Annotated in this window: 27 protein-coding genes and 1 pseudogene; 4 read left to right on the top strand and 24 right to left on the bottom strand. The window is 40.4% G+C overall.

The window, feature by feature from the left end; translation table 11 throughout:
* Positions 1-3: 3 nt before the first annotated feature.
* Positions 4-774: a hypothetical protein gene (locus PQ578_RS03535; protein ID WP_273832222.1), complete on the bottom strand. Its 771-nt coding sequence runs from the start codon at positions 772-774 to the stop codon at positions 4-6.
* A 188-nt stretch (positions 775-962) separates the two neighbouring features.
* Between PQ578_RS03535 and PQ578_RS03530 the strand changes: the two genes are divergently transcribed.
* Complete coding sequence (locus PQ578_RS03530; protein WP_273832221.1) at positions 963-1,937, top strand: class F sortase; 975 nt, start codon at positions 963-965, stop codon at positions 1,935-1,937.
* Positions 1,938-1,988: 51 nt separating this feature from the next.
* Here the strand turns inward: PQ578_RS03530 and PQ578_RS03525 are convergent, their stop codons facing one another.
* The 8 genes from PQ578_RS03525 to PQ578_RS03490 form a co-directional block, all read right to left on the bottom strand.
* A complete protein-coding gene (locus PQ578_RS03525) occupies positions 1,989-3,398 on the bottom strand; it encodes an alanine/glycine:cation symporter family protein (RefSeq protein WP_179886285.1) in 1,410 nt (469 codons plus the stop codon).
* Between the two features lie 204 nt (positions 3,399-3,602).
* The gene (locus tag PQ578_RS03520; protein WP_273832220.1) at positions 3,603-4,241 is read right to left on the bottom strand and encodes an SDR family oxidoreductase; all 639 of its coding nucleotides are present in this window, start codon (positions 4,239-4,241) and stop codon (positions 3,603-3,605) included.
* 82 nt (positions 4,242-4,323) lie between these two features.
* The gene (locus tag PQ578_RS03515; protein ID WP_273832219.1) at positions 4,324-5,370 is read right to left on the bottom strand and encodes a GGDEF domain-containing protein; all 1,047 of its coding nucleotides are present in this window, start codon (positions 5,368-5,370) and stop codon (positions 4,324-4,326) included.
* Between the two features lie 185 nt (positions 5,371-5,555).
* Positions 5,556-6,659, bottom strand: a complete 1,104-nt coding sequence (locus PQ578_RS03510; protein WP_273832217.1) for an NADH:flavin oxidoreductase — start codon at positions 6,657-6,659, stop codon at positions 5,556-5,558.
* Between the two features lie 201 nt (positions 6,660-6,860).
* The gene (locus tag PQ578_RS03505; RefSeq protein WP_273832216.1) at positions 6,861-7,328 is read right to left on the bottom strand and encodes a divergent PAP2 family protein; all 468 of its coding nucleotides are present in this window, start codon (positions 7,326-7,328) and stop codon (positions 6,861-6,863) included.
* 118 nt (positions 7,329-7,446) lie between these two features.
* The gene (locus tag PQ578_RS03500; protein ID WP_273833250.1) at positions 7,447-7,818 is read right to left on the bottom strand and encodes a VOC family protein; all 372 of its coding nucleotides are present in this window, start codon (positions 7,816-7,818) and stop codon (positions 7,447-7,449) included.
* Positions 7,819-7,922: 104 nt separating this feature from the next.
* Complete coding sequence (locus tag PQ578_RS03495; RefSeq protein WP_273832215.1) at positions 7,923-9,842, bottom strand: endonuclease MutS2; 1,920 nt, start codon at positions 9,840-9,842, stop codon at positions 7,923-7,925.
* 404 nt (positions 9,843-10,246) lie between these two features.
* Positions 10,247-11,014 (bottom strand): SDR family NAD(P)-dependent oxidoreductase, encoded by a 768-nt coding sequence (locus PQ578_RS03490; protein WP_273832214.1) that lies wholly within the window; start codon positions 11,012-11,014, stop codon positions 10,247-10,249.
* 197 nt (positions 11,015-11,211) lie between these two features.
* Here PQ578_RS03490 and PQ578_RS03485 point away from each other — a divergent pair, with 197 nt between their 5' ends.
* Complete coding sequence (locus PQ578_RS03485; RefSeq protein WP_273832213.1) at positions 11,212-12,564, top strand: alanine/glycine:cation symporter family protein; 1,353 nt, start codon at positions 11,212-11,214, stop codon at positions 12,562-12,564.
* A 34-nt stretch (positions 12,565-12,598) separates the two neighbouring features.
* Here the strand turns inward: PQ578_RS03485 and PQ578_RS03480 are convergent, their stop codons facing one another.
* The 7 genes from PQ578_RS03480 to PQ578_RS03450 form a co-directional block, all read right to left on the bottom strand.
* Positions 12,599-14,356 (bottom strand): ABC transporter ATP-binding protein, encoded by a 1,758-nt coding sequence (locus PQ578_RS03480; protein ID WP_273832212.1) that lies wholly within the window; start codon positions 14,354-14,356, stop codon positions 12,599-12,601.
* Positions 14,357-14,506: 150 nt separating this feature from the next.
* Entirely contained in the window at positions 14,507-15,142 is a 636-nt protein-coding gene (locus PQ578_RS03475) for a nitroreductase family protein (protein ID WP_273832211.1), read from the bottom strand.
* Positions 15,143-15,244: 102 nt separating this feature from the next.
* Positions 15,245-15,742, bottom strand: a complete 498-nt coding sequence (locus PQ578_RS03470; protein WP_098444969.1) for a Crp/Fnr family transcriptional regulator — start codon at positions 15,740-15,742, stop codon at positions 15,245-15,247.
* 70 nt (positions 15,743-15,812) lie between these two features.
* Positions 15,813-16,229, bottom strand: a complete 417-nt coding sequence (locus PQ578_RS03465) for an RrF2 family transcriptional regulator (RefSeq protein WP_098444970.1) — start codon at positions 16,227-16,229, stop codon at positions 15,813-15,815.
* A gap of 70 nt (positions 16,230-16,299) precedes the next feature.
* Complete coding sequence (locus PQ578_RS03460) at positions 16,300-16,650, bottom strand: IDEAL domain-containing protein (RefSeq protein WP_273832210.1); 351 nt, start codon at positions 16,648-16,650, stop codon at positions 16,300-16,302.
* 85 nt (positions 16,651-16,735) lie between these two features.
* Entirely contained in the window at positions 16,736-17,743 is a 1,008-nt protein-coding gene (locus PQ578_RS03455) for an LLM class flavin-dependent oxidoreductase (protein ID WP_273832209.1), read from the bottom strand.
* Positions 17,744-17,939: 196 nt separating this feature from the next.
* Positions 17,940-18,701, bottom strand: coding sequence for a DeoR/GlpR family DNA-binding transcription regulator (locus PQ578_RS03450; RefSeq protein ID WP_273832207.1), 762 nt, complete (start codon positions 18,699-18,701; stop codon positions 17,940-17,942).
* Between the two features lie 215 nt (positions 18,702-18,916).
* Between PQ578_RS03450 and purU the strand changes: the two genes are divergently transcribed.
* A complete protein-coding gene (gene purU / locus PQ578_RS03445) occupies positions 18,917-19,783 on the top strand; it encodes a formyltetrahydrofolate deformylase (protein ID WP_273832206.1) in 867 nt (288 codons plus the stop codon).
* 43 nt (positions 19,784-19,826) lie between these two features.
* On the opposite strand, the gene PQ578_RS03440 is transcribed toward purU, so the two are convergent.
* The 5 genes and pseudogenes from PQ578_RS03440 to PQ578_RS03420 all read right to left on the bottom strand — a co-directional run bounded on the left by PQ578_RS03440 (position 19,827) and on the right by PQ578_RS03420 (position 22,249).
* Positions 19,827-19,913: a YjcZ family sporulation protein gene (locus PQ578_RS03440; RefSeq protein WP_136948892.1), complete on the bottom strand. Its 87-nt coding sequence runs from the start codon at positions 19,911-19,913 to the stop codon at positions 19,827-19,829.
* Positions 19,914-20,029: 116 nt separating this feature from the next.
* Positions 20,030-20,134, bottom strand: a pseudogene (locus PQ578_RS03435) (YjcZ family sporulation protein); the annotation flags it as partial.
* A gap of 310 nt (positions 20,135-20,444) precedes the next feature.
* Positions 20,445-21,062 (bottom strand): flavodoxin family protein, encoded by a 618-nt coding sequence (locus PQ578_RS03430; RefSeq protein WP_273832205.1) that lies wholly within the window; start codon positions 21,060-21,062, stop codon positions 20,445-20,447.
* 121 nt (positions 21,063-21,183) lie between these two features.
* On the bottom strand, positions 21,184-21,486 hold the full coding sequence (locus tag PQ578_RS03425) for an EthD family reductase (protein ID WP_273832204.1): 303 nt from the start codon (positions 21,484-21,486) through the stop codon (positions 21,184-21,186).
* Between the two features lie 82 nt (positions 21,487-21,568).
* Positions 21,569-22,249, bottom strand: coding sequence for a TVP38/TMEM64 family protein (locus tag PQ578_RS03420; protein WP_273832203.1), 681 nt, complete (start codon positions 22,247-22,249; stop codon positions 21,569-21,571).
* Positions 22,250-22,454: 205 nt separating this feature from the next.
* On the opposite strand from PQ578_RS03420, the gene PQ578_RS03415 reads away from it, so the two are divergent.
* A complete protein-coding gene (locus tag PQ578_RS03415; RefSeq protein WP_273832202.1) occupies positions 22,455-23,741 on the top strand; it encodes a hemolysin family protein in 1,287 nt (428 codons plus the stop codon).
* Between the two features lie 49 nt (positions 23,742-23,790).
* Here the strand turns inward: PQ578_RS03415 and PQ578_RS03410 are convergent, their stop codons facing one another.
* Genes PQ578_RS03410 through PQ578_RS03400 form a run of 3 tightly spaced genes read right to left on the bottom strand, consistent with a single transcriptional unit; the run spans position 23,791 to position 25,992 of the window.
* Positions 23,791-24,570 (bottom strand): sulfite exporter TauE/SafE family protein, encoded by a 780-nt coding sequence (locus PQ578_RS03410; RefSeq protein WP_273832201.1) that lies wholly within the window; start codon positions 24,568-24,570, stop codon positions 23,791-23,793.
* A 56-nt stretch (positions 24,571-24,626) separates the two neighbouring features.
* A complete protein-coding gene (locus PQ578_RS03405; RefSeq protein ID WP_273832200.1) occupies positions 24,627-24,854 on the bottom strand; it encodes a sulfurtransferase TusA family protein in 228 nt (75 codons plus the stop codon).
* A 16-nt stretch (positions 24,855-24,870) separates the two neighbouring features.
* Positions 24,871-25,992: an MBL fold metallo-hydrolase gene (locus tag PQ578_RS03400; RefSeq protein ID WP_273832199.1), complete on the bottom strand. Its 1,122-nt coding sequence runs from the start codon at positions 25,990-25,992 to the stop codon at positions 24,871-24,873.
* Positions 25,993-26,058 lie beyond the last annotated feature (66 nt).

The following is a 26,058-nucleotide window of genomic DNA, read 5'->3' as shown; positions in this document are numbered from 1 at the left end:
CCGTTACACCTCCACTTTTCGATCAAGTAACCAGCAAGTAATCAAGAATATAACGACTAAAGTGATGATATCGAAAACCACGTTACCAACCGGAAATGGAAAGGTTGAAACGGTTAAACCAAACTCCTGCTGACTAACTTCCATATTTAACGGTGAAGGTAGTTGCACATACCCCCACTCCACAAGCACTTCTGAAAGACGGGTTCCACTAAACCACGAACCTAACCAACTAATGAAAGCAACAAGTACGAGGACAAGGAGAAGCGCCCATTTGCCAATATAGGTTTTCAACACTTGATAAAACGTCCAATAGAAGATAAGCCAAATCCCCATGTAGATAGACCCTGTCACAATGACGGCTAAAAAGTAAAACCCGAACAACCATACGTTGTCAATTGGAAGCTCCAAAGCAGCTGTCTCTATGTTGTAAGCTAGAAGTGATAAGCTACTTACAAGACCAATTGAAATTAATATTGCTAATAAACCATTCAGGAATTTAGCCCCAAGTAAGCGAGCTCCAGATTGAGGATTGTGGAGCCAGAGATGCAGGTTTCTTCCTTCTGTGTTAAAACTAATCAATAAGTACAGGGGTAGAAAGAAAACATGTATCGCTGTTAAGACACCACCAATAATGGCAGTTAAATAAGGGAATTCCCACCTTTCTGATGCTAAGAAGAAACCGATCATTACCAGTAAATCAAATGTTAGGACGCCTAAAAGAAGGGATCTTGTTACACGAAATTCTTTTCGTAACAGCCCGCTCCAATTCATCATTTCATCACTCCTCATATTGTGTTGGTGTATTAGTTACATGGTACACCGATACTTTGGAAAGGTCAATCTTTTTTAGATTAATTTTTTTCTTAAAAAATGATCTAAATTGACGTTTTTTTCGTTAGCTTTGTAAGACTATTGTCAGTAAATGTTTATATGATAGAAATTAACTAAAAGAGGTGAAGAATGTGAGGAAGATCTTGTTGCTTGTCGTTGGCGCAATTATCTGGCTCGTTCTTGCTGGTTATAACAATAATTATACTGAGCCGGCGCAAGAAGCCGTAACAAACATAACCGAAGAAAACCAATCTGAGTTAGAAGTAGAAGAAATTGAAAAACCGGATGTCTTATCGGATGAATTTTTACTTCTAGATGATCAGAAGAAAAAAATTGAGAAAGCAAAAGAATCTCAGGACGTTCAAGAAGGAATTGAACCAGTGAGACTTGCAATACCCGCCATTGATGTGAAAGCCGATATCGAGAATGTAGGCGTTTTAGATAACGGGCAAATGGGTGTACCAGAGGATATTAACAAAGTTGGCTGGTTTGAGCCCGGCTTTAAGCCAGGTACAAAAGGAAATGCTGTCCTTGCTGGACACGTCGATAGTAAAACGGGACCAGCGATCTTCTTTTATCTCGAAAAACTTTCAAAAGGAGACGAAATTATTTTAACAGGTCAAGATGGTGAAACAATGACCTTCGTTGTAACCGGTAAAGAAAGATACCCGTATGATGATTCTCCAATTGAGAAGATTTTTGGACCAACTGATTCACGTACATTGAATCTCATTACATGTGTTGGCACATTTAATCGGTCGAAAGGGACACATGAAGAAAGACTTGTTGTGTCTACCGAATTAAAAGAAGACGATTCTGATAAAAAGGAACAAGTAAATCCTGACGAAGTACCTGATGCACCAACAAACCTTAGTGTTAGCGGCAACTTTCTTTCGTGGCACGCTGTTCGTGATGAAAATGTGGTAGGTTATCGGATTTATAAAGCCGATGCGTACGGAGTATACAAACAAATTGAGAGTGTATCAAATCTTGAACGAAAGAGCTTTACAGATCCAGATGCCTCAAGCTCTTCCTACTATGTTACAGCGGTTAATATCTTTGGTAATGAATCGGCGCCTTCTAAAAAAATCACTTCAGACGAATAAGAAAGAGCCCAGCTGAAATTTTCAGCAGGGCTCTTTTTTGGCTATCTAGAACTAACTCGCTTTCTTCATTTCAAATTCAACAAGATAACGGTTAAAGTAGTCGTCTGTTTCACTTTTAATCACTTTATAAAGCAACAATAGCGCTATTAAATTTGGAATCATCATTAAGGCATTCGCCATATCTGCAAAGGCCCACACGGTTGTTAAGTTCGCAACTGTTCCAACAAAGCACGCTAGTATATATACAGCACCATAATAAATTGTTATTTTTGTACCAACAAGGTATTCAAAACATTTATACCCATACACGTACCAGCCGATAATGGTCGAGAAACCAAAGAAAATAACAGAGAATGTGACGATATATTCACCAACCATACCGAGACTTGACCCAAAGGCAGCAGTCGTTAAAGCACCCGCTTCCAGGTTTGGATCATGCACAACTCCTGAAAGCTCTCCTCCTGTTGGATCCCAAAATCCTGTAATGAGGAGCACGAGCGCCGTCATTGTACAAACAATAATTGTTACAATAAACGTACCCGTCATCGCAACGAGCGCTTGTTTTACAGGGTGATCCGCTTTTGCATTTCCTGCAATTAGCGCTGCTGTACCCAGGCCTGCTTCATTAGAAAAAATCCCTTTGGAAACGCCGGATTTCACTGCTTCCATTACAATTACACCAGAAAATCCTCCCACAGCCGATAGAGGAGAGAAAGCATACGTAAAGATTAACTTCATTGCTGGAATAACCGCGTCGAAGTTTAGGATGATGATGATGACCGCTCCTACTATGTAGAGTACTGCCATAATTGGAACAAAGAAACCTGCGACAGAACTAATCCGTTTCACACCACCAAAAATAATAAGTGCTGTAAGCGCAGCAAGGATAACCCCCGTTACCCATCCATCAATGTTAAAACTTTCATCAACAACACTTGCGATCGTATTCGATTGAACGCTATTCCCGATGCCAAGTGAAGCGATAGCACCAAATAACGCAAACGAGATCGCGAGCCACTTCCATTTTGGACCGAGTCCCTTTTCAACATAATACATTGGTCCACCTGCATACTCACCATTATCATTTTTCACTCGGTATTTCATAGCAAGGAGGGCTTCACCATATTTGGTTGCCATACCGACGAGACCAACGACCCACATCCAGAAAATAGCGCCAGGTCCACCGATCGTAATGGCCGTCGCAACCCCCGCAATGTTTCCATTTCCGATCGTTGCCGCAAGGGCTGTCATCAAAGCTTTATAGTTACTAACATCACCTTCAGCACTGCTGTCCTCTTCTTTTTCTTTTGAAAATGCCAATTTAAACGCATACCCAAGTTTCCGAAACTGAAGTCCTTTTAAAATTAACGTGAGAAAGACACCTGTTCCAAATAACAAAATTAGACTTGGTGCTCCCCAAAGAACGCCGTTAATTTTCTGTAGCCATTCTAAGATGTTCATTCTCTCTACTCCTTTATGTTAACGCTTTCATGCACTGACCTATACCACATTATCATTAGTTCGCCTTCATCGCAATTTTTTCGTCGAAAAATGATGAAAAAGTCACTAATTATTTTTCTATAACTATGTAATAAATACAAGGAGTAACATTATCCAACAGAAAAAAGAGACTTAACGGACGTTAAGTCTCCCATAAAATAAACTCTATAGCTGACCAATCGCATCACTGATGCTATGGTCACCGGCTAGAACCTCAAATGAACGATTAAACGTATGCTCATTCTCTAGAACTTCAGCTAGAACAGCCGCTACATCTTCGCGTGGAATTTGACCAGATTTATCTTCTAATGTTTCAGAAGCTCTAATCTTTCCTGTACCAGGGTCATTTGAAAGACGGCCCGGGCGAAGGATCGTGTACGTTAAGTTTGTAGCTTTTAAGTGCTCATCAGCACGTTTTTTCGCATATAAGTATGGCTTCATTTCATCTGGTCCTTTTTCTGGGTAATCGGACCCAACCGTGCTTAGCATTACAAAGCGCTTAATGCCCTGTTGCTTCGCTTCATCAACGGCTTTAATTGCACCTTCTTGGTCAATCATGATCGTTTTATCCGCACCTGTGTGTGGACCTGAACCTGCAGCGAAGATCACCGCTTCACAGCCATACAACGCTTGTGAGAAATCTTTCTCAAGATCACCTAGTACGGTTTTGCCTCCAGCATCTTCAATCGCCTTGACTTGGTCTGTATCGCGAATCATACCAACTGGTTCGTGACCGCGTTCAGCTAATTTCGTAATTAAATGTGTTCCTACTTGTCCGTTTGCTCCAATAACTAGTACTTTCATGACAATTCGTCCTCCTTTAAAAACCTTCACACTTGTTATATTCCGCAAATTCATCTTTTTAAACCAACGAATGTGCAAAGTGCTAAAAGCAGACCTGGTTTCGCCCATTTTTCTTCGCATTATAAAGACACTTGTCTGCTCGTTCCACTGATGTCATGAGAGGCTTTTGTTGGTCAAGTTCAGCTAGTCCAATGGAAACCGAAACATTTTGTATTTCTTCTCCCATTTCAGTAATGAATTGCTGTTTACTCAAACTTTGCTGCAAGGTTTTCATCCGATTGTAAGCCTCGTCCTTCGAAGCTACTTCGAGCATAACAATAAATTCCTCTCCTCCGTATCGTCCAACAAGCCAATCATCCTGTTCTGAAAGAAAAGCGGCAAAGTCAGCAAGAACACGATCGCCATTCAAATGACCGTATGTGTCATTAATTTGTTTGAAAAAATCAAGGTCAAGCATGGCCACCACTTTCAATAAATGACTCTCATGCTCTCTCGCTTTTCTAAGAAAACTTCTAAGGTTTAAAAGACCTGTCAAAGAGTCGTGTTCAGCATAAAAACGAAGCTGCTCACTCATCTCAAGGTTTCTTGTGCTCGTTTGTATAAAGAAATACATGATTAGCGCAGATAGCTGAAAGGAGATAAACCGCATTAAATACGAATAGAGCGTAATGTCTTCAGAAATAATATGGCCAACGATCGCATCCGAAATAAACCAGATGCCAATAAAATAAAAAAACAGCTTTAAATATGTAAGGTTTTGAACAAGCTTGCGTCGTACTAGCATGGTTACGACGGTTGGGATTAACAAGGTGAAAAAGAGTTCGAGGTAAATAAATTCACCTGGAAAAGCAAAACGGGCTAAGAAAATGATGACAAGAACGGGAATGCCAAATTGGTAGCCATGGTACAAAACGAGTATCACCATTGGAATGGTTCGCAAATCGAACAGATAGCCGTCTAACGAAACTGGAAGCATATAGAGGCAGATAATACCGATTGCCACAATCAGGATATGCGAGACTGCAACAACGTAATTGGGCCACCGTTTTTGAAAGGCGAGATAGTATAAGCTTTGAATGCAAAGATGCATAAACAATAAGATTGAGAAATTAGCTAATAAAGATTGCATCGGGCCGTGTCACATCCATAATTATTTTTTATTGTTTCTTACTTAAAGATTCTACACCTATTTTATCGTTTATGGAAAATAATAGCATGTCTTATTCTATCTGTTATGAAAAAACCAAGTATCACTCCTTCCGGAGAAATACTTGGTTTCATAATAAGCAGTCAGGTGATGACCGCTTCAATTATTTAGTATAATTTTTGCAAAGCTTCTTTATCAAATGGTAAAAGGTCATCTGCACGCCCATCGCGTACTTTGGTTACCCATTCAGGATCCATTAATAAAGAGCGACCAATGGCAACAAGATCAAATTCCTCATTTTCTAGCTTTCCAATCAAGCCATCAAGACTCGTTGTATTTGCACCTGAGAAGCTTGTAAACTCGCCATCAAGTCCAACGGAGCCTACTGAAATAACTGGCTTACCAGTTAGTTTCTTCGTCCAACCTGCTAAATTCAATTCGGAACCTTCAAATTCAGGCTCCCAGAAACGACGTGTTGAACAGTGGAAAATATCCACTCCAGCTTCAACGAGCGGCGCTAGAAACTGTTCTAATTCCTCAGGTGTAGTGGCAAGCTTCGCTTTAAAATCGTGCATTTTCCATTGAGAAAAACGGAAAATAATCGGGAAGTCTGGACCAACTTTCCGACGGCACGCTTCAATGATCTCAACTGCGAACTGTGTTCTCCCTACAAGATCGCCACCGTAGCGGTCAGTGCGCTGATTTGTTTGTTCATAGAAAAACTGGTCAATTAAATAACCGTGTGCTCCATGAAGTTCAATCGCATCAAAACCGAGTCGCTTCGCATCTGCTGCCGCCTGAGCGTACGCTTCAACGAGTTGTTCAACTTCTTCTGTAGTTAAAGGCTCGTTTACTTTCTCACCGGATAGTGCTAGACCTGACGGGCCAACTGGTTGTGCTTCTTCGTTTGGCAATTCACCCATTTTTCGAGTCATTCCAACGTGCCAAAGCTGAGGCGCAATTTTACCACCAGCTTCATGCACTTCTTTGACAACATTCTCCCAGCCATTAAGTGCTTCTTCACCATGAAATACTGGAATACTTGCACCTGAAACAGAAGAAGGATGGTTAATACCTGTCCCTTCTGTGACGATTAAGCCAACACCATTTTCAGCTCTACGGCGATAATATGCAGCTACATCTTCACCAGGTACATTTCCTGGTGAAAAACCTCTCGTCATTGGAGCCATAACCGTACGATTTTCTAAAGTTAATTTTTCACTATTGAACGTTTTGAATAACGCTTCGGTTGTTTTTGTTGTATGTGTCAATTTGATTTCCTCCTCTATCCTTCTTGCACTTCATATTATTTCAAAGTCACATTTTAAATGAAAGCAATCTGTTTGTGTGATGTGCTCGTGGCGTTATTGTTCATGAAAAATGCTGTTAATTCCGCGATATTCACCATAATTACGCGATCTTCCAAATCACAAAAAAATCATAGGCAAAATGCCTATGATTTCCTCTCTGTACTACTTATTCTCATATTTAGCTGAAAGAAAGCCTAAAGTTGCACCCAATATGGCTCCACCTAGAACCTCAACAGGTTGATGTCCAAGAAGCTCTTTCAACTCTTTTTCTCTTTCCACGAATTGCATGCTGGGATAATCGCCAGAGATCGTCGCCAGGTTATCTTCTAAATCGTTTACTAGAGCTGCAATTTCTCCTGTATGACGCCTAACTCCCTGAGCATCATACATCACAATCACTCCGAAAATAGTCGCGAGCGCCGTTTCTGTATGACGAGATCCTTTGTGTGAAGCAATGTAAGATGTAAGTGCTGCAACACCAGCGGAATGTGAACTCGGCATTCCACCAGTTGTCGCCACTTGCTTCACATCCCATTCTCCTGATAATTTCTTATGCGTTAGGATCTTCAATCCTTGAGCAATCGCAATTGACGAAACGGCTGTTAAAATTCCTCTGTTCATTTTTTGCATCTCTCTCATCCTCCACTTTGCCATCTTTTCTGCCCGAGCAGAATGTTCTATTACACGCATTACCCTTTTCAGAGGAATTCTACGCAGAGAGAGTGCTAATTTAGAAAACAAGTTGCTTTTATCTATGATGATCCACAAGAATAGGATTGCCATCTGGGTCTTCTATTGTAAAACTCGCTGGCCCTTCACTTGATTCATCCGCTTCAGAAAGAATTTTTACACCGTTTTCTTTTAACGTATTTTGAAGGGCACGAATGTCCGTAAACGACTCAAGGTTTTCAGCATTTTCATCCCACCCAGGATTAAAAGTAAGCATATTTTTCTTAAACATTCCTTGAAAAAGGCCAATAACGGTACTTCCATTCTTCATAATCAGCCAATTATGAGAGATATCTCCCCCTAACGATTGGAAACCTAATTTTTCATAAAAATTCTTTGACGCTTCAATATCCTTCACACTTAAACTGACAGAAAAAGCCCCTAAATTCATCATTTCTACCTCCTCCTACTAGTTGCTCCAAACGTTCTTCTACATTTCCACGTTTCTTACCTTCTTTCAAACATGAAGTAAGATTTCCGCTTGTAGGGTTTTCACTACTCTTCATAATCAATTTTCAAGCCATCCACATGCTTTCGATTCATCAATTTCTTTTTCTTTCTGTTCTCAACCGATTCAAAAAGGATATCAAAATCATAATTCTCAGGGTAAAGTTCGCTTGCAGGGAGAAGGAGTTTTAATCGCTTCGCATGAATCGTCTCTTTTTTGCCATTAATCATGACAATCACGTTCCCAAACTCATCAATCGGTTTGTAAACAATTCCTTTTTCCTCCATAGAAGGTATCGCTACGCTGTCTCCAATGGCAAACTGTTCAAAGTGCTTTTCAACCTGTACTTTTTGCCGTCGCGGTTGATCGACCTTTTTACTTTTCAACTGTTGTTCATAGTGCCAATCACGCTGATCTCGCTTATCGTAAGTTTCCTTCTCCTGATACGTAATTTCATGAGCACGCTCAATAATCTTCGGATGCATGCCAAGCCTGAGGGCAATTGCAAATGCCTGACTTTCACCCGGTATGCCCATTCGCAACTTAAACGTCGGCCGCAATGATACTGGATCAAACTCCATCGACCCGTTCTCGAAATCAGGATGGGCAGATGCAAAATTCTTCATCTCGCTATAATGCGTTGTGGAAAGAATGGTTGCGCCGAGGCGATTTAATTGTTCTAAAATCGATACGGCAATTCCCATCCCTTCACCAGGATCTGTTCCTGAACCAAGCTCATCTAGAATGACAAGAGCATCAGGTCCAGCATCTTGCAAAATGGTAATGATATTCGAAATTCGTGAAGAGAAAGTACTTAACGATTGTTCAATACTCTGTCCATCGCCAATATCAACGAGTATCTTGCCAAACATTCCAAATACAGAAGACTCTTCAGCCGGAATGTGTAAGCCACATTGCACCATCATCGCAAGAAGACCGACTGTTTTAATGGCAACGGTTTTCCCTCCTGTATTTGGGCCAGTAATCACTAATCCTTTATATCCCTTCCCTAGTTCAAGAGTTAAGGGAACAGCTTCTTTAGCTAACAAAGGATGGCGACCGTTGCGTAATTCGATCATTGGCTCGGGTGATAGCTGAACTTGACTTCCATCAATCGCTACACTATATTTTGCTTTGGCAAAAATATAATCATAGTGCGTCATCGTTTCAATATTAATGGAGATCTCTTGTGAATATCGCTCCACTTCTCCTGTTAATCTGCTTAGAATCCGCTGTTCCTCCAGGTATTCGTCCGCTTTTATTTCATTTAATTCCACCTGAACTTTTCGAACTTCCTCAGGCTCAATATAAACCGTTGAACCACTTGATGATTGATCGTGAACCGTTCCTTTGATTTGTTTACGATATTCCTTTTTAACTGCTACAACATAATGTCCGTTACGATCACTAATAATGGTATCCTGGAGAGCTTTTCGTTTCGATGATGAACGCAGAAGCTGATTAAGTTTCTCCTTCACCCTTTCTTCATATACAGTTATTTTTTTTCTTATTCTTCCTAACTCTTTACTCGCAGTATCGTCAATTTCCCCATTTCGTATCGCTCGTTTTAACTCTTCTTCAAGATCCGTTAGGTCATAAAGAGAATACACATAGCTTGAAATCGTAGGAGCTAACCACTCTTTCCCTACCATGAACTGTTTCATTTTTCGACCACTTTCAATCAAATCAAGTACGGTTGTAAGCTGGTCAGGTCGTAATGCAACTCCTTTGTTTAGTTGCTTCATCACTTGAATAATGCCATGAAGGCCATGAAGAGGAACGCTAGAGCTCTTCTTTATAATTGCTTTTGCCTCGGTTGTTTCATTTAATCTGTTTTGTACCACTTTCGTATCATATGAGGGTTTCAGTTTCTGAACCTCATCTTTCGCTTCTTCGGAAAGCGCATAGTGCGCGATTTCGCTACGGATTTTATCAAATTCAAGTGTTGCCATCGTTTGTTCGTTCAATTTTTCTTCCTCCTAGATTGTTGTTTGTTCCTCCTATAATGCGTTCATTCAATAAACATACACACGCTCCCAACGAAAAAAAGAGCTACAAATGAACACAGGTTCACTCGTAGCTCTTTTATAAAAGGGTAGACTTCCCCATTCCCATGCTTAAAAAAGCATATAAAAAGCCGCGCACAGAGGCGCAGCTGGAATGGTCGTCATCATTCATGAGCTTAATCTGTGTTCTTAACTAAATTGACAGAAGGCATAATTAAATAAGCATAGTATTAATGCGTCTTTAAAAACCAAACTGTCTATAAAATTACGTTAGTTAAGAATCACCGATAACATAAACTTTTCCCCTTTTTCTTTTCAGGTTACACTTATTATAAGGGAGGGCCTCACTTCTTTCAAGCCCAGATTTAAAAGGCGTGAGAAGTTGTCCCACCATCAATGATAAGATTCTGCCCTGTCGTATAGCTAGAGTAAGGTGAAGCGAGATAAAGAACAGCGGGAATTAGCTCCTCCAATTGACCAATACGATGCATCGGATTACTGTTCTTAATTTTATTTAAAAGGATCGGGTTCTCAAGCGCTTCTTCGTTAAATGGTGTTTTTATGAAACCGGGACTAATTGCATTAACGGTAATACCAAGCGGAGATAGCTCTTGTGCTAGCTGTTTCGACAATTGTGCAACCGCCGCTTTACTTGGACCATAAGGTGTTGAAAATGGCAGGCCAACTTCACTTGCCATCGATGCAATGTTAATAATTCGTGATCCTTGTTGTTCTTTCAAATCAGGGAGAACTGCTCTTGTCATCATATAAACAGATTTCACATTTGTTTCCATCACATCATCCCATTCACTAGGTTCCAACTCTTCGATCGATTTCCGCACCGTTTTACCTGCATTATTAATAAGAATAGTGATTGAACCCAGTTTCTCATGGATATTAGTTACGAATTCTTTAATACTCTCTTCCTTTGTAACATCATAAGCAAATGGAAGAACTGTTCCATTTGTTTCTTTGCTTAATTCTTCTGCCGTTTCTTCAAGTATATTTGAGGTTCGTCCTACTATAGCAACTTTAGCGCCAGCTTCAGAGAGAGCACGTGCCATTGCTTTTCCAATCCCTCTTCCTCCACCTGTAACGACGGCTACCTTGTTTGATAGATCAAAATACTTCATTTTCAACCTCCTCCTCTACTTTCTCTACCATACAAAAGAAATTTATTTTCTTCGACTCAAATGCATTATACCGAAGAAGAAAGCGCTCTATTCTATCATTCGACAATTTTCAGAAAAAAATTATTTTGTATTATAAAGGTTATTGTGGTAATTTGTTAGAATATTTAGTATTAACATACATAAAGGAGGAGTTCTTATTGGAAGCATCATTAAATAGTATTAGTGGATTCGTGTGGGGGTGGCCCTTGCTCATCCTGCTCGTTGGAACGGGTATTTACCTCACGATCCGTCTTGGGTTTCTCCAATTCACCATGCTTCCATATGCGTTGAAGCAAGCCTTCACGAAGAAGCAAGATAAAACATCTGAAGGGGATATTTCTCATTTCCAGGCTTTAATGACAGCCCTTGCTGCTACAATCGGAACAGGTAATATCGCCGGTGTTGCAACAGCGGTTTTCGTGGGGGGACCTGGTGCTGTTCTTTGGATGTGGATCAGCGCGCTCTTTGGAATGGCCACAAAATATGCAGAAGCCATTCTCGCAGTTAAATACCGCTCTGTGAACGCCAAAGGTGAAATGTCAGGGGGACCGATGTACTACCTTGATAAAGGCCTTAATATGAAATGGCTTGGTATGATCTTTGCATTCTTTGGTGCTTTTGCTGCATTTGGTATTGGTAATATGGTGCAATCCAACTCAGTTGCTGATGCAGTGGCTACTTTTGGTATTGCACCTTGGATTACCGGTCTTGTCTTAATGTTTTTCACTGGTATGGTTATTCTTGGTGGAATAAAAAGCATTGGTAAAGTAACAGCTTACTTCGTTCCTATCATGGCCTTATTTTATGTTATCGGAGGACTAGTTGTTATTTTCATGAACCTTGAGCTTGTGCCCGCTGCTGTATCGCTTATTTTCTCAGATGCCTTTACAGGTGAAGCAGCTGCTGGTGGTGCGATTGGTGCCGTTATTCGTTACGGTGTAGCGCGTGGGGTATTCTCGAATGAAGCTGGGCTTGGTTCCGCTCCAATTGCTGCTGCAGCTGCGAAAACCGATTATCCAGGTCGTCAGGCTCTTGTATCAATGACCCAGGTTTTCATTGATACGATTGTTGTCTGTTCCATCACTGGAATCGCTCTCGTTATGGGAGACCTTTACGGTGGCGACTTGAATGGTGCTGCGTTAACAACGGCAACATTTGAAAAGTTCCTTGGCGTTCCTGGTGCACTCATTGTGACGATTGGTCTTATTCTTTTTGCTTATTCTACTGTTCTTGGCTGGTCGTATTATGGAGAAAAGTGTTTCTCTTATCTGTTTGGAGACGCATCGATCAAATATTACCGCTTCGTTTTCGTATTAGCCGTTTTTGTAGGAACAACGTTAAAACTAAACGTTGTTTGGTTACTTGCAGATATCTTCAATGGCTTAATGGCACTACCAAACTTAATCGGCCTACTCGGTCTATCTGGAGTTGTGGTTGCTGAGACAAAACGTTTCCTTGAGAAAGTAAAAGAAGAAAAACGTGAGGCGCATTCCACAGGCGTTTCAAATTAAAAAGGTGTCGGGGAAATGCCCCCGACACCTTTTCTTATGAGCTTTTTTCTTCCATTTGAAACTGTTGTTGAGCGAGTTCCTTATAGAGATTGCTATTCATAAACAATTCTTCATGAGTACCTTGAGCGGATATTCTTCCATTTTCCATTACCAATATTTGATCTGCATGGACAACCGTTGAAAGACGATGAGCAATCACAATTGTCGTTCGATCTTTCATTAAATTGTTCAAGGCACGTTGCACTTGAACTTCTGACGTACTATCAAGACTAGACGTCGCTTCGTCTAACAAAAGGATAGATGGGTTTCGTACAATTGCTCGAGCAATGGCAATTCGCTGGCGTTGACCACCTGAAAGCTTAATTCCTCTTTCGCCAATTTCAGTATCAAGTCCATTCGGAAGATCCTGTATAAAAGGAAGGGCATATGCCTGGCTGGCTGCGACTTCAATATCCTGATCTGAAACCTCTTTCTCCAATCCATATACAATATTTTCTTTAATCGTTCCGGCTATGAGTGGACTCTCCTGTGACACATAACCGATTTGCTTCCGCCAGGACACAAGTGAAAAGCGACTGATGTCATTATCTCCTAGTTTAATTTCTCCTTCTTGTGGTCGATAAAAGCGTTCAATCAAAGAAAAAGTCGTTGTTTTTCCGCTACCGCTAGGCCCAACAATAGCGGTAACCTTACCTGGCGGCACTTCAAAAGATGCTTTTTTCAATACCATTTCTTTCCCATATGAAAATTCAACATTGTTAAATGAAAGGACTTGTGCCGGGTTTTTGACTTCTTCCCCATTTAGTCGCTCTTCACTCTCATGATCAAGTAAGAATTGGAGACGTTCTGTTGCGCCCATCGCTTTTTGAATGGCTGTTAGGAAACGCGCCATCGAACTAAACGGAATAATGATTTGAAACAGGTATAATAGAAAGGCAACGAGTTCTCCTGCCGTTAATTCTCCTGTCGACACACGTACGCCGCCATATCCAACAATAATCACGAGCACACCCATCAACAGTAGTGTCATGAGAGGCATGAGAAGTGCATAGATTTTTGCTTCTTTCATACTATAGCCAAAAACATTTTTTATGCCATTCTTTCCATTCTCCTCTTCCACATTTTCTGCCATGGAGAATTTCACGAGCCGAACTTCTGATAACACTTGAGTAATCGTTGCCGTGAATTTAGCCGTTTCTTCCTGCAAACCTTTTGATACTTTATACATTCTCTTTCCGATAAAACGAATGCCAATCATCATGATTGGAACGACAGCAAGTAAGATCGCCGTTAATTTCCAATCTAAATAAAGTAAAATCCCTATCGAACCGACAATGGAGAGCGTGCTCGTTAACAAACTAATCAAATGATTTGATACAAGATCTTTGATAACCCCTGTATCGTTTACAATCCGACTCGTCGTATCGCCCACACGGTTTTGATCAAAGTACTCAACTTGAAGAGAAAGCACTTTCTTCATTAAACGCTCCCTTAAACGAGCCACGACTGTTTCACCGATATATAACAGCAAATACATGGATAAACCCGAAAAAATCGCTTGAACGATAAAAGCAGCAATTAATAACGTAATAACCCCTGATGAAAGCGTGTTTCCTGAAAGCTGATCCACTAGATTTTTCGTAAAAAATGGAACAATTAATCCAGCGATCGTTCCAATCATACTCATCGCAATGGCTGCTGCTACAAGAGGTTTCGACGGGTTTGTATCTCGGATTAGCTTTGTAAGTCCACGCCAGTTCATCTTTTTATCTTGATCGACTACCTTTGCCATTCTCACCCCCCTCATGCTCTCTTCTTAGTATACCGTCTTTACATATAAAATCATGAAGATAAATTCGTTCTTAGATGTACCGTCACGCATCTACTCTTCCCCAACATAAAAAGGAAGGGACGCTGCCCTTCCTTTAACATTCATCTTCAATTAGAAACTTTCTTTCACTACCATGCGCTCAATTGGGAAACGTCCTGTTCCATGCGCTTCAGCAGCGGCTTTCCCAACAGAAATAAGCATCGTCGGAACATACCGTGCAGGGATGTTAAATTCTTCAACGAGTGCAACTGGATTAAATCCCCCCATTGCAACTGTGTCATAATCTTTAGCTTTTGCAGCTAGCATCAACTGCATAGCAGCTAGTGAACTATTTTTGATCGCTTCACTTAATGCAAATCCTTCTCGCTCATATGCACGGTTTATTTGACCAACTAGCGTTTCCTTCACAGCGTTGTCCATATAACCTAATTCAACAGCCTGGCCATATATTTCTTCTGCATGCAAGTTAGCTTCAAGGTCACCAAGAATCACAATGGTAGCTGAGCTATCAACAATTTGTTGTTGATTAAAAGCAATTGGTAGAAGCTTTTCTTTCTTCTCGTCACTTTCAATAACAAGGAATTTCCAATGTTGTAGATTCCAAGAAGACGGTGCTTCAATCGTAGCATTTAGCATTTCATTCATCACATCTTCAGGAATCTTGACACCTTTTTCAAACTTTCGTACAGAATGACGCTCTTTCATTACATCTAAAACACTTTGATTTTCCTGTACACTTACCGACATGTTTGTTTCTCTCCTTTGAACCTATCAATAATTTTCTCTTTGTCTACTATCTTCACCATTTATACAGTAACACATTTATTTACAGTTAGAAAACAGAAATTGCTAGCAGTTGTGGCAGTATCTACCCTTCTTGCCATTGTTTTTATTTACCCAGTTTTGAACCCCACTCTTCACATGTTGGATAAACGAAGGTGCTTTTCGTTCTGGAAAATCCAGCGTTAGTTTTAGCTTAGATAATTCAGCTGTTAACTTGATCGCTAATTCAGGATAAGCTAAATATAGTGCACGGTAAGACGTTTGATCTAATTGAATGAGCTCAACATCAGTAACCGTTTTGGCATACAAATTTTGATGTACAAAAATCGAGCGGTTTCCGAGAACATCATTTGCCCCAAGAACGGCAAGCGGCTCTTCCATATTGTCAGCATGATAAATTGCAATGCTTCCACTTCTAATAATGTAGACATCACGATTTGTATGCTCTGGCTTAATCAAAAACCTACTTTTGTTTCGCTTCATTAACTGACCCGATCTCTCTAATCGATTCCAATCTTTCATATTAAGCTTACTTTCGTTTTTTGCCACCAGACTTGTACTCATGTCTGCTCACCCCCATTAGGTTATTGGAATATTTTTTATTACAGTTACAACATAAAACAAAAACAATCGTTTATAATTGTTTTTGCTTCAGGCTTTGGATAATATCACGAATCGTATATTGTTTCAAGAATGCTGTTAAGTGGTTCTCAGCATCTGTAAAAATATCGCCAAGTACATTTGACAAGTTCGCTCCAACAAGACAGTACTCATTCGAATCAGGGCACCTTGGTTGAAGTGAACCGATAGAAGTGAGGTTATAGATCTTATCAAGCGTTACTTCTTCCACTCGGCAAGATAACGTAAAACCTCCACCAGCACCTTCTTTTGAAACGATATATCCGTTTTTCTTGAGTAAACTAAGAATTTTCCTCATACGAACGGGATGGACCGAAGCACTTCCGGCAAGATAATCACTTGTTGCCATCTGCCCTGGCTTAATTGCGAGTAAAGCCAGACTGTGTACGGCGAGAGTAAAATCACTATTCATTTGCAGCGCCTCCCAACACTTTCTTCCACTTCCATCCTATCGTATTTCATTTATTGCTGGCAAGAAAATTTTAACAGGGAACTACTTCCTCCGACTCATTTCGAAGTTCTTTTAGTTGTGCCGAAAGTTCCATAAACCATTCCTTGTCTTTTGTGATCAAGGCAACTTCAATAAGATTTAACAAGAAGGATTCATCCTGCTCTAAATCAGGTTCTTCCAGTTGCGAAATACGATTCTGGAAAGTTTCAATTACTTTTCCAACAGTTTCTGGATTATCACATTCTAGAACGAATACTTTAATCGTTCCAAGATAATTATTAACAGATTCAACGTAACCATGGATGAGTTCATCATGGACCGATTTTCCTTTTACCCAATCACCTTTTTGGTATTGTGTTTGTTGATGTAGTTGATTCATCATCATATTACCTCCTTATTTGGAAGACTAGTTTGTGTTCCAACTGAGTCAAGGTATAGTGTAATTTTATATATTACAGTTCATTTTGTCAAGAAGAGACGCTTTCAGTTAATTGAAATGCTTCTGCAAGTAGTTTATACGACTTCAGTCGGGCTTGAAAATCATGTGTAATGGTATTAATAATCACTTCATCCGTCTGGTATTGATTGGCCAATTCCTCTATTTGCTGTTTCACCTGGGTCGGATTACCTACAATCATTCTTTTTCTGTTTTCCCGAATCCGCTCTTTATCAAACACGGTATATGGAAAGCTTCGTGCTTCATCAGGCGATGGAAATCCGTCTCCTGATTTTCCTTGTTCAATTAATAAAATTGATAAATCCAAACTAGAAGCAAGATATTCCGCTTCTTCTTCTGTTTCACCACAAATGACGAAGATCGCAACGTTTGTTTTAGGCTCCTCGTTAAATTCAGATGGTACAAAACGAGAACGGTATTTGTCAACAACGTTTGTTCCACCATATCCATTAATGAAATGGGCAAAAGTAAACGCGAGGCCACGCTGTGCTGCCATCATACCACTTGCCCCACTTGAGCCTAACAACCACATTTCAGGTGTCGTACTCCCCAGTGGCGTTGCCCGTACGTTCATTCTCTGTGGATCTTCCCCTTTTAGATAGGCGGCTAACTCATTAACCTGTTCTAAATAGTTGTCCATCCCCATACTGTTTCCCCCAGCCAGGGCTTTTGTAACATTCGGCATACCTCCTGGGGCACGTCCAAGTCCAATGTCAATGCGGTTTGGATTTAAGGTTTCAAGCATTCGAAAGTTTTCCGCTACCTTATACGGACTATAATGTGGTAACAATATACCTCCAGAACCGATCCTCATTCGCTCTGTATTCGCTGCCAGGTGAGAAATAAGGACTTCAGGACTAGATCCAGCAAGGCTCTTCGTGCTGTGATGTTCAGACACCCAAAAACGGTGATAGCCTAGCTTTTCTGTTTCTTTAGCAAGTGTCGTTGTTTCTCTAAGTGCTTCAGTAGGCGTATTGCCTCTTGAAACAGGTGATTGATCAAGTACACTCAGCTTCATATTTCGTCACTCCTTTAATGTAAAAAATATCATTACAGTTAATCTTATCAAAAGAAAAAGGGTAGACCAATTAATTTGCTTGTCCATTATTAGTTGTTACCCTTTTTGCAAACAAAAAAACGGACTGTCACGCCCAAATGGTTACGCCAGTCCGTTTTTAACTAAATAAGCTATATGTGAGGTTGTTACAAAAAACTTACTCTTCTGCAACAACAAGCTTAACTTGGTGATTGCGAAGCATTGTTTGAATGTTCTCTTCTGGAAGTTCGTCCGTAATAATCAAATCAATGTCTTCCAGCTGTGCAAATGTAAAAAATTCCGAACGGTAAAACTTTGAATTATCAGCAAGAGCGATCACATAGTGAGATTGTTGAATCATCTTTCTTTTCACCATGCCGTCTTCTTCATGAGCAATTGTTAATCCATTATCTGATATGCCAATTACACCAATAAAGGCAATGTCGGCATTATAGGAGCCGACTTTTTCGACGACTGCAGATCCATAAAGAAAACGATGATCCTTCTCTAGTTTTCCCCCGAGAAGATGAATATCGAGGTACGCTCCATTTGATAAAATATCCGCCTGGTGAATAGAGTTTGTGATAACAGTCGCTTGCTTTTCCACAAGAAATTCGGCACATGCTTGAACCGTCGTAGATGCATCAAGAATAACAACGTCTCCCGGATTCACATAGTTTGAAGCCATCTTTCCGATTCGCTGTTTTTCTTCGGAAACCACTTTCAGCCGATCGTGATAAGACTGGATCTCATGACGTAACTCAGGAAGCACAGCGCCACCCCTTGTCCTCGTGACCGCTCCTTCTTCTTCAAGCTTTACTAAGTCACGTCTAGCCGTATCTCTTGATACGAGGAATAGCTCACAAATGCGTTCTACTGAAATCCGTTCATATTTTTTCAAATAATCCAGAATCGCTAGCATTCTTTCTTCTTGATACATCAGTACACCCCATTTCCATCCACTTACATTGTAAGTTTTTATAAGTTTATTATCAATAGTAAATAAGTATTATTAATTATACTTGCTAATTATTAAGTAAATGTAAGTAATTAGTTTTTTTCTCCTTTCTTAATCCCTCTTCGAAATATCCTTTTGCGCTTTACATCGAAATAATGTATTATTTAAAATATTTACAAGATAACTGGAGGCAAATCATGAAGGAAAACTTAGAAAAAGGCATTTTATTAATTTCCTGTCCGGATAAAGAAGGAATCGTTGCAGCAGTCTCAACGTTTTTATTTTCAAATGGTGCAAATATTATACACTCTGATCAGCATTCCACTGATCCTGTGCTCGGGCACTTTTTTATGCGGATTGAATTTAGTTACCCTCACTTGAATCATCAGCTAGACGAGTTGAAACAAGCTTTTCAAGAAACGGCAAAGCCCTTTGAGATGGAATGGTCCATTACGGCTTCTTCTAAAAAATCACGCCTCGCTATTTTTGCGACAAAAGAAGACCATTGCTTGCAAGAACTACTCTGGCGATGGCAATTAGGGGAACTGCATGCAGACATTGCTATGGTCATTAGTAATCACCCCGACTTTAAAGAGCTAACTGAGAACGCGGGTATCCCTTTTTATCACGTACCGGTGACAAAAGAGTCAAAACCACACGCAACCGCCGAGCATCTTCGCCTTCTTGACGAGTACGATGTCGATACGGTTATTCTCGCTAGGTATATGCAAATCATTCCTGAAGAGCTTATTCACCTCTATCAGAACGAAATGATTAATATTCATCACTCTTTTCTCCCAGCCTTTATCGGGGGTAACCCTTACCAGCAGGCGTTTGATCGAGGAGTGAAACTCATTGGAGCGACGGCGCATTATGTGAATGCTCAGCTAGATGAGGGCCCAATCATTGAACAGGATATCACTCGGATCACTCACCGCTACAATGTGACTGATTTAAAACGACATGGAAAGGATATTGAACGTATTGTGCTCTACCGGGCCGTGAAATGGCACCTTGAAAAGCGCGTGATTGTTCACGGAAACAAAACAATCGTCTTTCAATAAACTTCCAAAAGAAAAAGCACCCCATTCGGGTGCTTTGCTTATTTTAGTAAGCCCATACTGCGCCAACGATAATCAATAGAATGAACAATACAACGATTAGCGCGAAGCCTTGACCATAACCGTAACTCATGCGTATCCCTCCCTTCATGCTAATTTAACAAGAAAGGTTTAGTAGCCATATCCGCCGTAACCGCCGTAGCCACCTTTTCCGTAACCACCACATTGACCGCCGTAATTAGCTCCGCCAACTGCAGCAGCTCCAACGATAATCAATAGAATGAACAATACAACGATTAACGCAAAGCCTTTACCGTAGCCTCCGCCACGTACTTGCTCTTTTCCACCACTCATTAGAAAACCCCCTTTCCTGGAAGGTTACTAACACTATATGTCGCAAAGGAAAGGAAGGGTTAGGCTGGTGTCCATAGTTCTGTAGAAATATCATTTCAACTTATTTGTCACGTTCAAATAATGCCTGCTACAGCGAGTAAAATAATGACAAGAAGAATGAAAAGGATAAGAAACAAAATCAATTCATCCATTGAGATCCCCCCGAAATCGGTCATTTACTATTTTATGTCACTCTGGGCACCTAGGTGAATGAAACCTAACTGACGCAAAAAAAGAAGCCTCTTCCGAAATGAAGAGGCTTGCTGAATGTTTATTCCATTGTATTCCCTTTTGCAGGAATCGGGTTTTCATTAAAATTACGAGCAAAATGAATTAAATTATAAGCCATTTTTTTGGCATGACCTGTCGAAAAATTATTTTTCTGTCCATTCGCTTCGATATAGGAATCGCCTGGTCCAGCTTCTCCTACCCAATAGGCATCCACGTTTGGTGGTACTGTTATGCCGATGTGAGAAAACCCATATAGGATTGAAGCGGCAGCATGTTTAGCACCATCTTCATTACCTGTAATCACAACGCCGCCCACCTTATTATAATAGAGAGACTGGCCTTTCTCGTTTGTTAAGCTACTTCCTCCGTATAAGCGTTCAATGGCAAGTGTCGCAATGCTACTTTTTTCACCTAGCCAGAGAGGTGTTCCTACTATAAGAATATCAGCAGCCTTCACCTTTTCAAAAATTGCCGGCCACTCATCTCCATGACCTTCGTCATCCGAAACTCCGTAAGCGATCTTATAATCAGCTAACCGAATATTTTCAGACTCAATTCCTTCTTGATGAAAAATTGCTTCCGCTTCCTTGTAGAGAGCATCCGTATTTGATGCCGTTTCACTTGTCTTCAGCGAACAATTTAAAAATAATGCTTTCATCTTTGAACTCCTCTCCAACCTATGGTTATTCCTACCATCTTTTTACCTCTTCTAGAATTATTTAAACTAATCGTTATGCAAAAAAACACTTGAACGAAACTTCAAGTGTTTTTTTCACTTTTTATTCTGTTATAAGTAATTGCGGTGGCTCATTTAAAAACTTCATCATGTTTTGGCCATCTTCGGATACTTTTGCCCATGCGGGTGACTGCATGGCGTCTTCCAACTGCTCTTTGGATTCAAACGCAATCGTTGCAGTTAAGAAATACTTTTTATCGGTGTTCATTGCAGCTGTAACGTAATTCACTTCTGCGTGAGTGACATTAGGAACATCTTTCACTAAAGCCATATGATTCTTTTCATAATAGTTCTTAAATTCTTCTACGTGTTTCGGTTCCTCATAAAGGACAACAATTTTAGCCAAGATTCATCGCTCCATTCATTTCATTTCTTATACCATAAGCTAAGTTGAGCTGATTAGAAAGTAATATGCACCTGGTGTTCACTCATTTCTTTTTACGGCCAGCCACAACTTTACCTATAATAATCAATAGAACAATGATGACACTTGTCCAAAGAAAACGGGTTTGATATTCATCCAAATTAGCCACGTCATGTCCAACAATTGTGTAAAGGATCGTTCCAGGAATTTGTCCAAGAGCTGTTGCTACAAAAAAAGAGCGAAACGAAATCCGACTAAGCCCTGCAAGAAAGCTTATAAAGTCAAAAGAAACAATTGGAATCAATCTTGCGACAAAAATTAAAAAGAAACCGTTTTTTCCGCTGTACCGATTTGCTTGATGTAGAAGATGATTCTGTTTCGTAACCCTCTCAACAAAGCCTGCACCTAGAAGTCTTGCGAGCCAGAACATCACGATAGCAGCTGCCATTCCTCCTGTCCAGCTAATTAAGAACCCAAATGGAATGCCAAATGCAAGCCCATTTGCTGCGGTAATTACGAATGAAGGCAGCGGCGCCAATATGCCCTGGGCAATCATTAACGCTATGCTAATGATCGGTGCCCACACTCCCAAAGAGCGAAAGTAATCAGCTAGGAGAGAAAGTGATTCAAGTGAAAGCATGGAGCGAACTCTCTCCAACCACGGTGGATTGATTAGAAAGATCATTAAGATTGTAAGTAGAAGGGCTATTCCTATCCACAGGAAAGGATTTACGGACTTTTTCATAAATAACTCCTCTTTTGAAAAAACTATAATGTATATGCTCTTAACAAGAATGTTCGATTAACGAAATCAAGTGACAATCCTAACCATTGAGTATGCTGCAAGAAAAATAATAGTTGTTTTACGTTCCCCCAAAAGAGGAAAACATCGATATAATAAGACAACTATTACATAGGAGGTGAACCCTTACAACTCTGTAAGGGCCTTATTGGAACTAATTAAAGTATTTGCTGTTCTATTGTTAATCGTCTTAACGGCATTTTTCGTAGCATCTGAATTTGCCATCGTGAAAATTCGAAGGACAAGAATAGATGCGCTCGCAACCGAAGGGAATAAAAAGGCAAAATCGGTTCAAAAAGTATTAGGTAACTTGGATGGCTATCTTTCAGCCTGTCAGCTAGGAATCACAATTACTGCACTTGCTTTAGGTTGGCTCGGAGAAGAAACCGTGGAGCAGCTCTTGCACCCGCTGTTTGAGCTCATCAATTTACCTGACTCTATTGCTACACCCGTTACCATAGCACTAGCTTTTTCGATTATTACGTTTCTTCACGTTGTTCTTGGTGAGCTTGCTCCGAAAACATTTGCCATTCAGAAAGCTGAAAGTGTTAGTTTACTTCTTGCTGGACCACTTATCTGGTTCTACCGTATCATGTATCCATTTATCTGGGCATTGAATGGCTCAGCTCGCGGTATCGTAAGGTTATTCGGACTTAAATCAGCGAATGAGCATGAACAAGCCCACTCTGAAGATGAGCTTCGCCTCATATTATCCGAAAGCTACAAAAGTGGGGAAATTAATAAATCAGAGATGGAATTCGTGAATAACATCTTTGAATTTGATGAGCGTATGGCTAGAGAAATTATGATTCCAAGAACAGAAATGACATGTCTCTTTTTAGATAATACAACGGAAGAAAATCTTGAAATCATGAAAAACGGCAAGTATACACGCTATCCTGTGGCAGATGGAGACAAAGATAAAATCATTGGCGTCGTTAACATTAAAGAAATTTTAACACAGTATAAATGGGGCGAAGAGCTTATTCTTAAAGAATACATCCACCCGATCAACCACGTTATTGAGACGGCACATATCAAAACACTTTTAGCCAACATGCAAAAGAGCCATAATCATATTGCCATTGTTGTGGATGAGTACGGAGGTACGGCAGGACTCGTCACTGTTGAGGATATTCTTGAAGAAATCGTTGGTGAGATTCAAGATGAATTTGATTTTGATGAAAAGCTTCCCATTCGTGAAACAGAAAATGGCCAAACCATCGTTGATGGAAAAGCACTCATTAGTGATATTAACGAATTGTTTGGCACATCAATTGACCATACAGATGTGGATACAATTGGTGGTTGGATCCTTACGCATGACATTGAACCTAAACAGGGAACCTCGTTTACAGTAGATAACTATCAGTTCACAGTTCTAGAAGTAGACGGACACCAAATCAAAGAACTTGAAATAAAGCAAAAATCATAAATTAAAAAAAGCTGTCTCGATGTGAACCACATCGAGACAGCTTTTTTGCTTAAGATAAGAGGTCAATCCAAATTTTAATGGACGTTCCAAGAATAAGGGCCGCAAGTACCCACTGAAGAATTTTCGTATTGATTTTCTTACCAGCATTGGCACCAAGCGGTGAAGCAATTAAGCTTGCGACAATCATAACGGCGGCTGGGAGTAAAAGAACTTGGCCAGTTGCCAGTTTACCAACCGTTGAACCGATTGAGGAAATAAACGTAATCGCAAGAGAAGAAGCAATTGTCATCCGTGTCGGAATTTTTAATACGACGAGCATGATCGGAACGAGAAGAAATGCTCCGGCCGCGCCAACGATTCCTGCACCAATCCCCACGATAAAGGCAAGAGCAGCTGAAAGTAATTTATTAAATTTCACCTGATCAAGTGGAATATCATCGATGCCTTTTTTCGGTATAAACATCATAACCGCGGCAATGGCTGCAAGCAGACCATACACGACATTAATTCCTTGCTCTGACATAATGGTGGACCCATATCCTCCGATGAAACTACCGATTAGAATGCTGACACCCATGTAGAGGATCAACTGCTTATTCAGATAACCGCCTTTCCGATATGCCCATACACCACCGATGGTGGCAAAGAATACCTGAACCGCACTAATACCAGAAACTTCATGTGCACTAAAGGCAGCAAAACCGAGTAGTGGTGGGATATAAAGTAGCATTGGGTATTTAATGATCGAGCCACCAATCCCTACCATTCCAGAAATAAAAGATCCTATAAATCCAATTGCAAAAATCGTTATGATAAAGCTAAAATCCATCTTGTTCACCCCTTACTTAAAAAGGAGGTACTTATTCAGTACCCCCTATCATTTTACTAAGCTTTTTTAATCCAGAAATAGAACACGCCGTCTGTTTCTTCAGACTTAATTAGTTCATGACCGCCTGATTTTGCCCATGCTGCTAGATCGCTTTGTGCACCTTTATCCGTTGCTTGCACTTCAAGTACTTCACCTGACTGCATATCCTTCATTGCTTTTTTCGTTTTAACGATTGGCATTGGGCATGCGAGCCCTTTTGTGTCTAGTGTTTTTTGTGCATCCATTTGTAATTCCTCCTTATTAGTTAACCGCACAGCGGTTTGGTCCAATTTCCATTTCTCTTTTTGTTTCTTCATCAGGAGTGATTTTCCCCATGTTTGTTTCACGAATTTCTTGATAAGCATTTGGCTGTGGTGGAAGATTTTCCGTTACCATTTTTCTAAAATCTTCTTCTTTTTCTACGTTAAGACCATCATTCTTTTGGTAAAGATCTTGCAGCTTTGCAGAGACCAGTCCTTTTTCATCAAGCTCCGCCATTTTTGAAAAGTGAGCTGGAAGAACAACTAATTCTCCGGCCATTTCTTTGTAACGGTCATAAAGTGTTGTGCGTAAATCTTGCACCCAGTCTTCAGCCTTACCAGCTAAATCTGGTCGTCCAATGGACTCGACAAATAGAATGTCACCTGTTAGAAGGTAAGCATCATGAATCATAAGTGACGTACTTCCAATTGTGTGTCCTGGAGAGTAGATCGGTTCAATCGTAACCTCTCCAACCGTCACTGTGCTTCCTTCTTTCAATGCCGTATAGTCGAACGTTACTTCACCAGCATCCTCTTCCGGAAGATAATACGTTCCATTCACGCTGTCAGCTAACGTCTTACCGCCAGAAATATGATCAGCATGAAGATGGGTATCAAACGTTGCTTTTATTGTAAGACCTTTGTTTTCTGCGAACGTTGTGTAATTCTCAATCATGCGGTTAGCATCCACAATGGCCGCTTCTCCATTTGATTCGATCAAATAAGAGAGGCATCCTTTTCCAAGGCGAACAAATTGATAAAGATCTCCTCCTGGAAGGTCACCAACCTTAACTGGCTCAAGGTATTCACTCCATGCTTTCATTCCACCTGAAAGATAAGATACATTCTCAAGTCCTGCTTCAACGAGTTCTTCACCTACAAAGATCGATGAACCTTCTTTCGCACATACAACAAGAATTTCTTTATCCCTCGCAAGCTTCGGCAGAATTTCTTCTACGCCGTCAATTAAATCGAAGTAAGGAACATTCATTGACGTAACGGATGCACCTTCGATTTTCCAATCACCGTATGCTTCTTCATTTCTTACATCGAGAATAAAAAGTTCATCCTGATTGATCACTTTTGTTGCAACTTCACTTGCCTGTTTTTGTTTCAAAGCCACTTCATATACCCCCGTCCGTATTAGTTATTCTAAAAAAAATTAGTCATACCGCGGGAAAACTCCCCG

Origin of the sequence: Guptibacillus sedimenti (assembly GCF_028610665.1) — a bacterium.
Lineage (GTDB): Bacteria > Bacillota > Bacilli > Bacillales > Guptibacillaceae > Guptibacillus > Guptibacillus sedimenti.
This window is presented reverse-complemented; position numbering and strand designations above follow the sequence as displayed.

What these genes read in the sequence shown, in the direction of transcription:
- PQ578_RS03520 (WP_273832220.1), bottom strand. Translation starts at nt 4,241, where the DNA reads ATGAAAGTACTAGTTATTGGAGCAAACGGACAAGTAGGAACACATTTA.
- PQ578_RS03515 (WP_273832219.1), bottom strand. Translation starts at nt 5,370, where the DNA reads ATGCAATCTTTATTAGCTAATTTCTCAATCTTATTGTTTATGCATCTT.
- PQ578_RS03490 (WP_273832214.1), bottom strand. Translation starts at nt 11,014, where the DNA reads ATGAAGTATTTTGATCTATCAAACAAGGTAGCCGTCGTTACAGGTGGA.
- purU (WP_273832206.1), top strand. Translation starts at nt 18,917, where the DNA reads ATGAAGGAAAACTTAGAAAAAGGCATTTTATTAATTTCCTGTCCGGAT.
- PQ578_RS03460 (WP_273832210.1), bottom strand. Translation starts at nt 16,650, where the DNA reads ATGATGAATCAACTACATCAACAAACACAATACCAAAAAGGTGATTGG.
- PQ578_RS03455 (WP_273832209.1), bottom strand. Translation starts at nt 17,743, where the DNA reads ATGAAGCTGAGTGTACTTGATCAATCACCTGTTTCAAGAGGCAATACG.
- PQ578_RS03430 (WP_273832205.1), bottom strand. Translation starts at nt 21,062, where the DNA reads ATGAAAGCATTATTTTTAAATTGTTCGCTGAAGACAAGTGAAACGGCA.
- PQ578_RS03475 (WP_273832211.1), bottom strand. Translation starts at nt 15,142, where the DNA reads ATGTCGGTAAGTGTACAGGAAAATCAAAGTGTTTTAGATGTAATGAAA.
- PQ578_RS03450 (WP_273832207.1), bottom strand. Translation starts at nt 18,701, where the DNA reads ATGTATCAAGAAGAAAGAATGCTAGCGATTCTGGATTATTTGAAAAAA.
- PQ578_RS03405 (WP_273832200.1), bottom strand. Translation starts at nt 24,854, where the DNA reads ATGGATGCACAAAAAACACTAGACACAAAAGGGCTCGCATGCCCAATG.
- PQ578_RS03420 (WP_273832203.1), bottom strand. Translation starts at nt 22,249, where the DNA reads ATGAAAAAGTCCGTAAATCCTTTCCTGTGGATAGGAATAGCCCTTCTA.
- PQ578_RS03535 (WP_273832222.1), bottom strand. Translation starts at nt 774, where the DNA reads ATGATGAATTGGAGCGGGCTGTTACGAAAAGAATTTCGTGTAACAAGA.
- PQ578_RS03440 (WP_136948892.1), bottom strand. Translation starts at nt 19,913, where the DNA reads ATGAGTTACGGTTATGGTCAAGGCTTCGCGCTAATCGTTGTATTGTTC.
- PQ578_RS03525 (WP_179886285.1), bottom strand. Translation starts at nt 3,398, where the DNA reads ATGAACATCTTAGAATGGCTACAGAAAATTAACGGCGTTCTTTGGGGA.
- PQ578_RS03505 (WP_273832216.1), bottom strand. Translation starts at nt 7,328, where the DNA reads ATGCAAAAAATGAACAGAGGAATTTTAACAGCCGTTTCGTCAATTGCG.
- PQ578_RS03410 (WP_273832201.1), bottom strand. Translation starts at nt 24,570, where the DNA reads ATGGATTTTAGCTTTATCATAACGATTTTTGCAATTGGATTTATAGGA.
- PQ578_RS03470 (WP_098444969.1), bottom strand. Translation starts at nt 15,742, where the DNA reads ATGAGTACAAGTCTGGTGGCAAAAAACGAAAGTAAGCTTAATATGAAA.
- PQ578_RS03465 (WP_098444970.1), bottom strand. Translation starts at nt 16,229, where the DNA reads ATGAATAGTGATTTTACTCTCGCCGTACACAGTCTGGCTTTACTCGCA.
- PQ578_RS03500 (WP_273833250.1), bottom strand. Translation starts at nt 7,818, where the DNA reads ATGAATTTAGGGGCTTTTTCTGTCAGTTTAAGTGTGAAGGATATTGAA.
- PQ578_RS03480 (WP_273832212.1), bottom strand. Translation starts at nt 14,356, where the DNA reads ATGGCAAAGGTAGTCGATCAAGATAAAAAGATGAACTGGCGTGGACTT.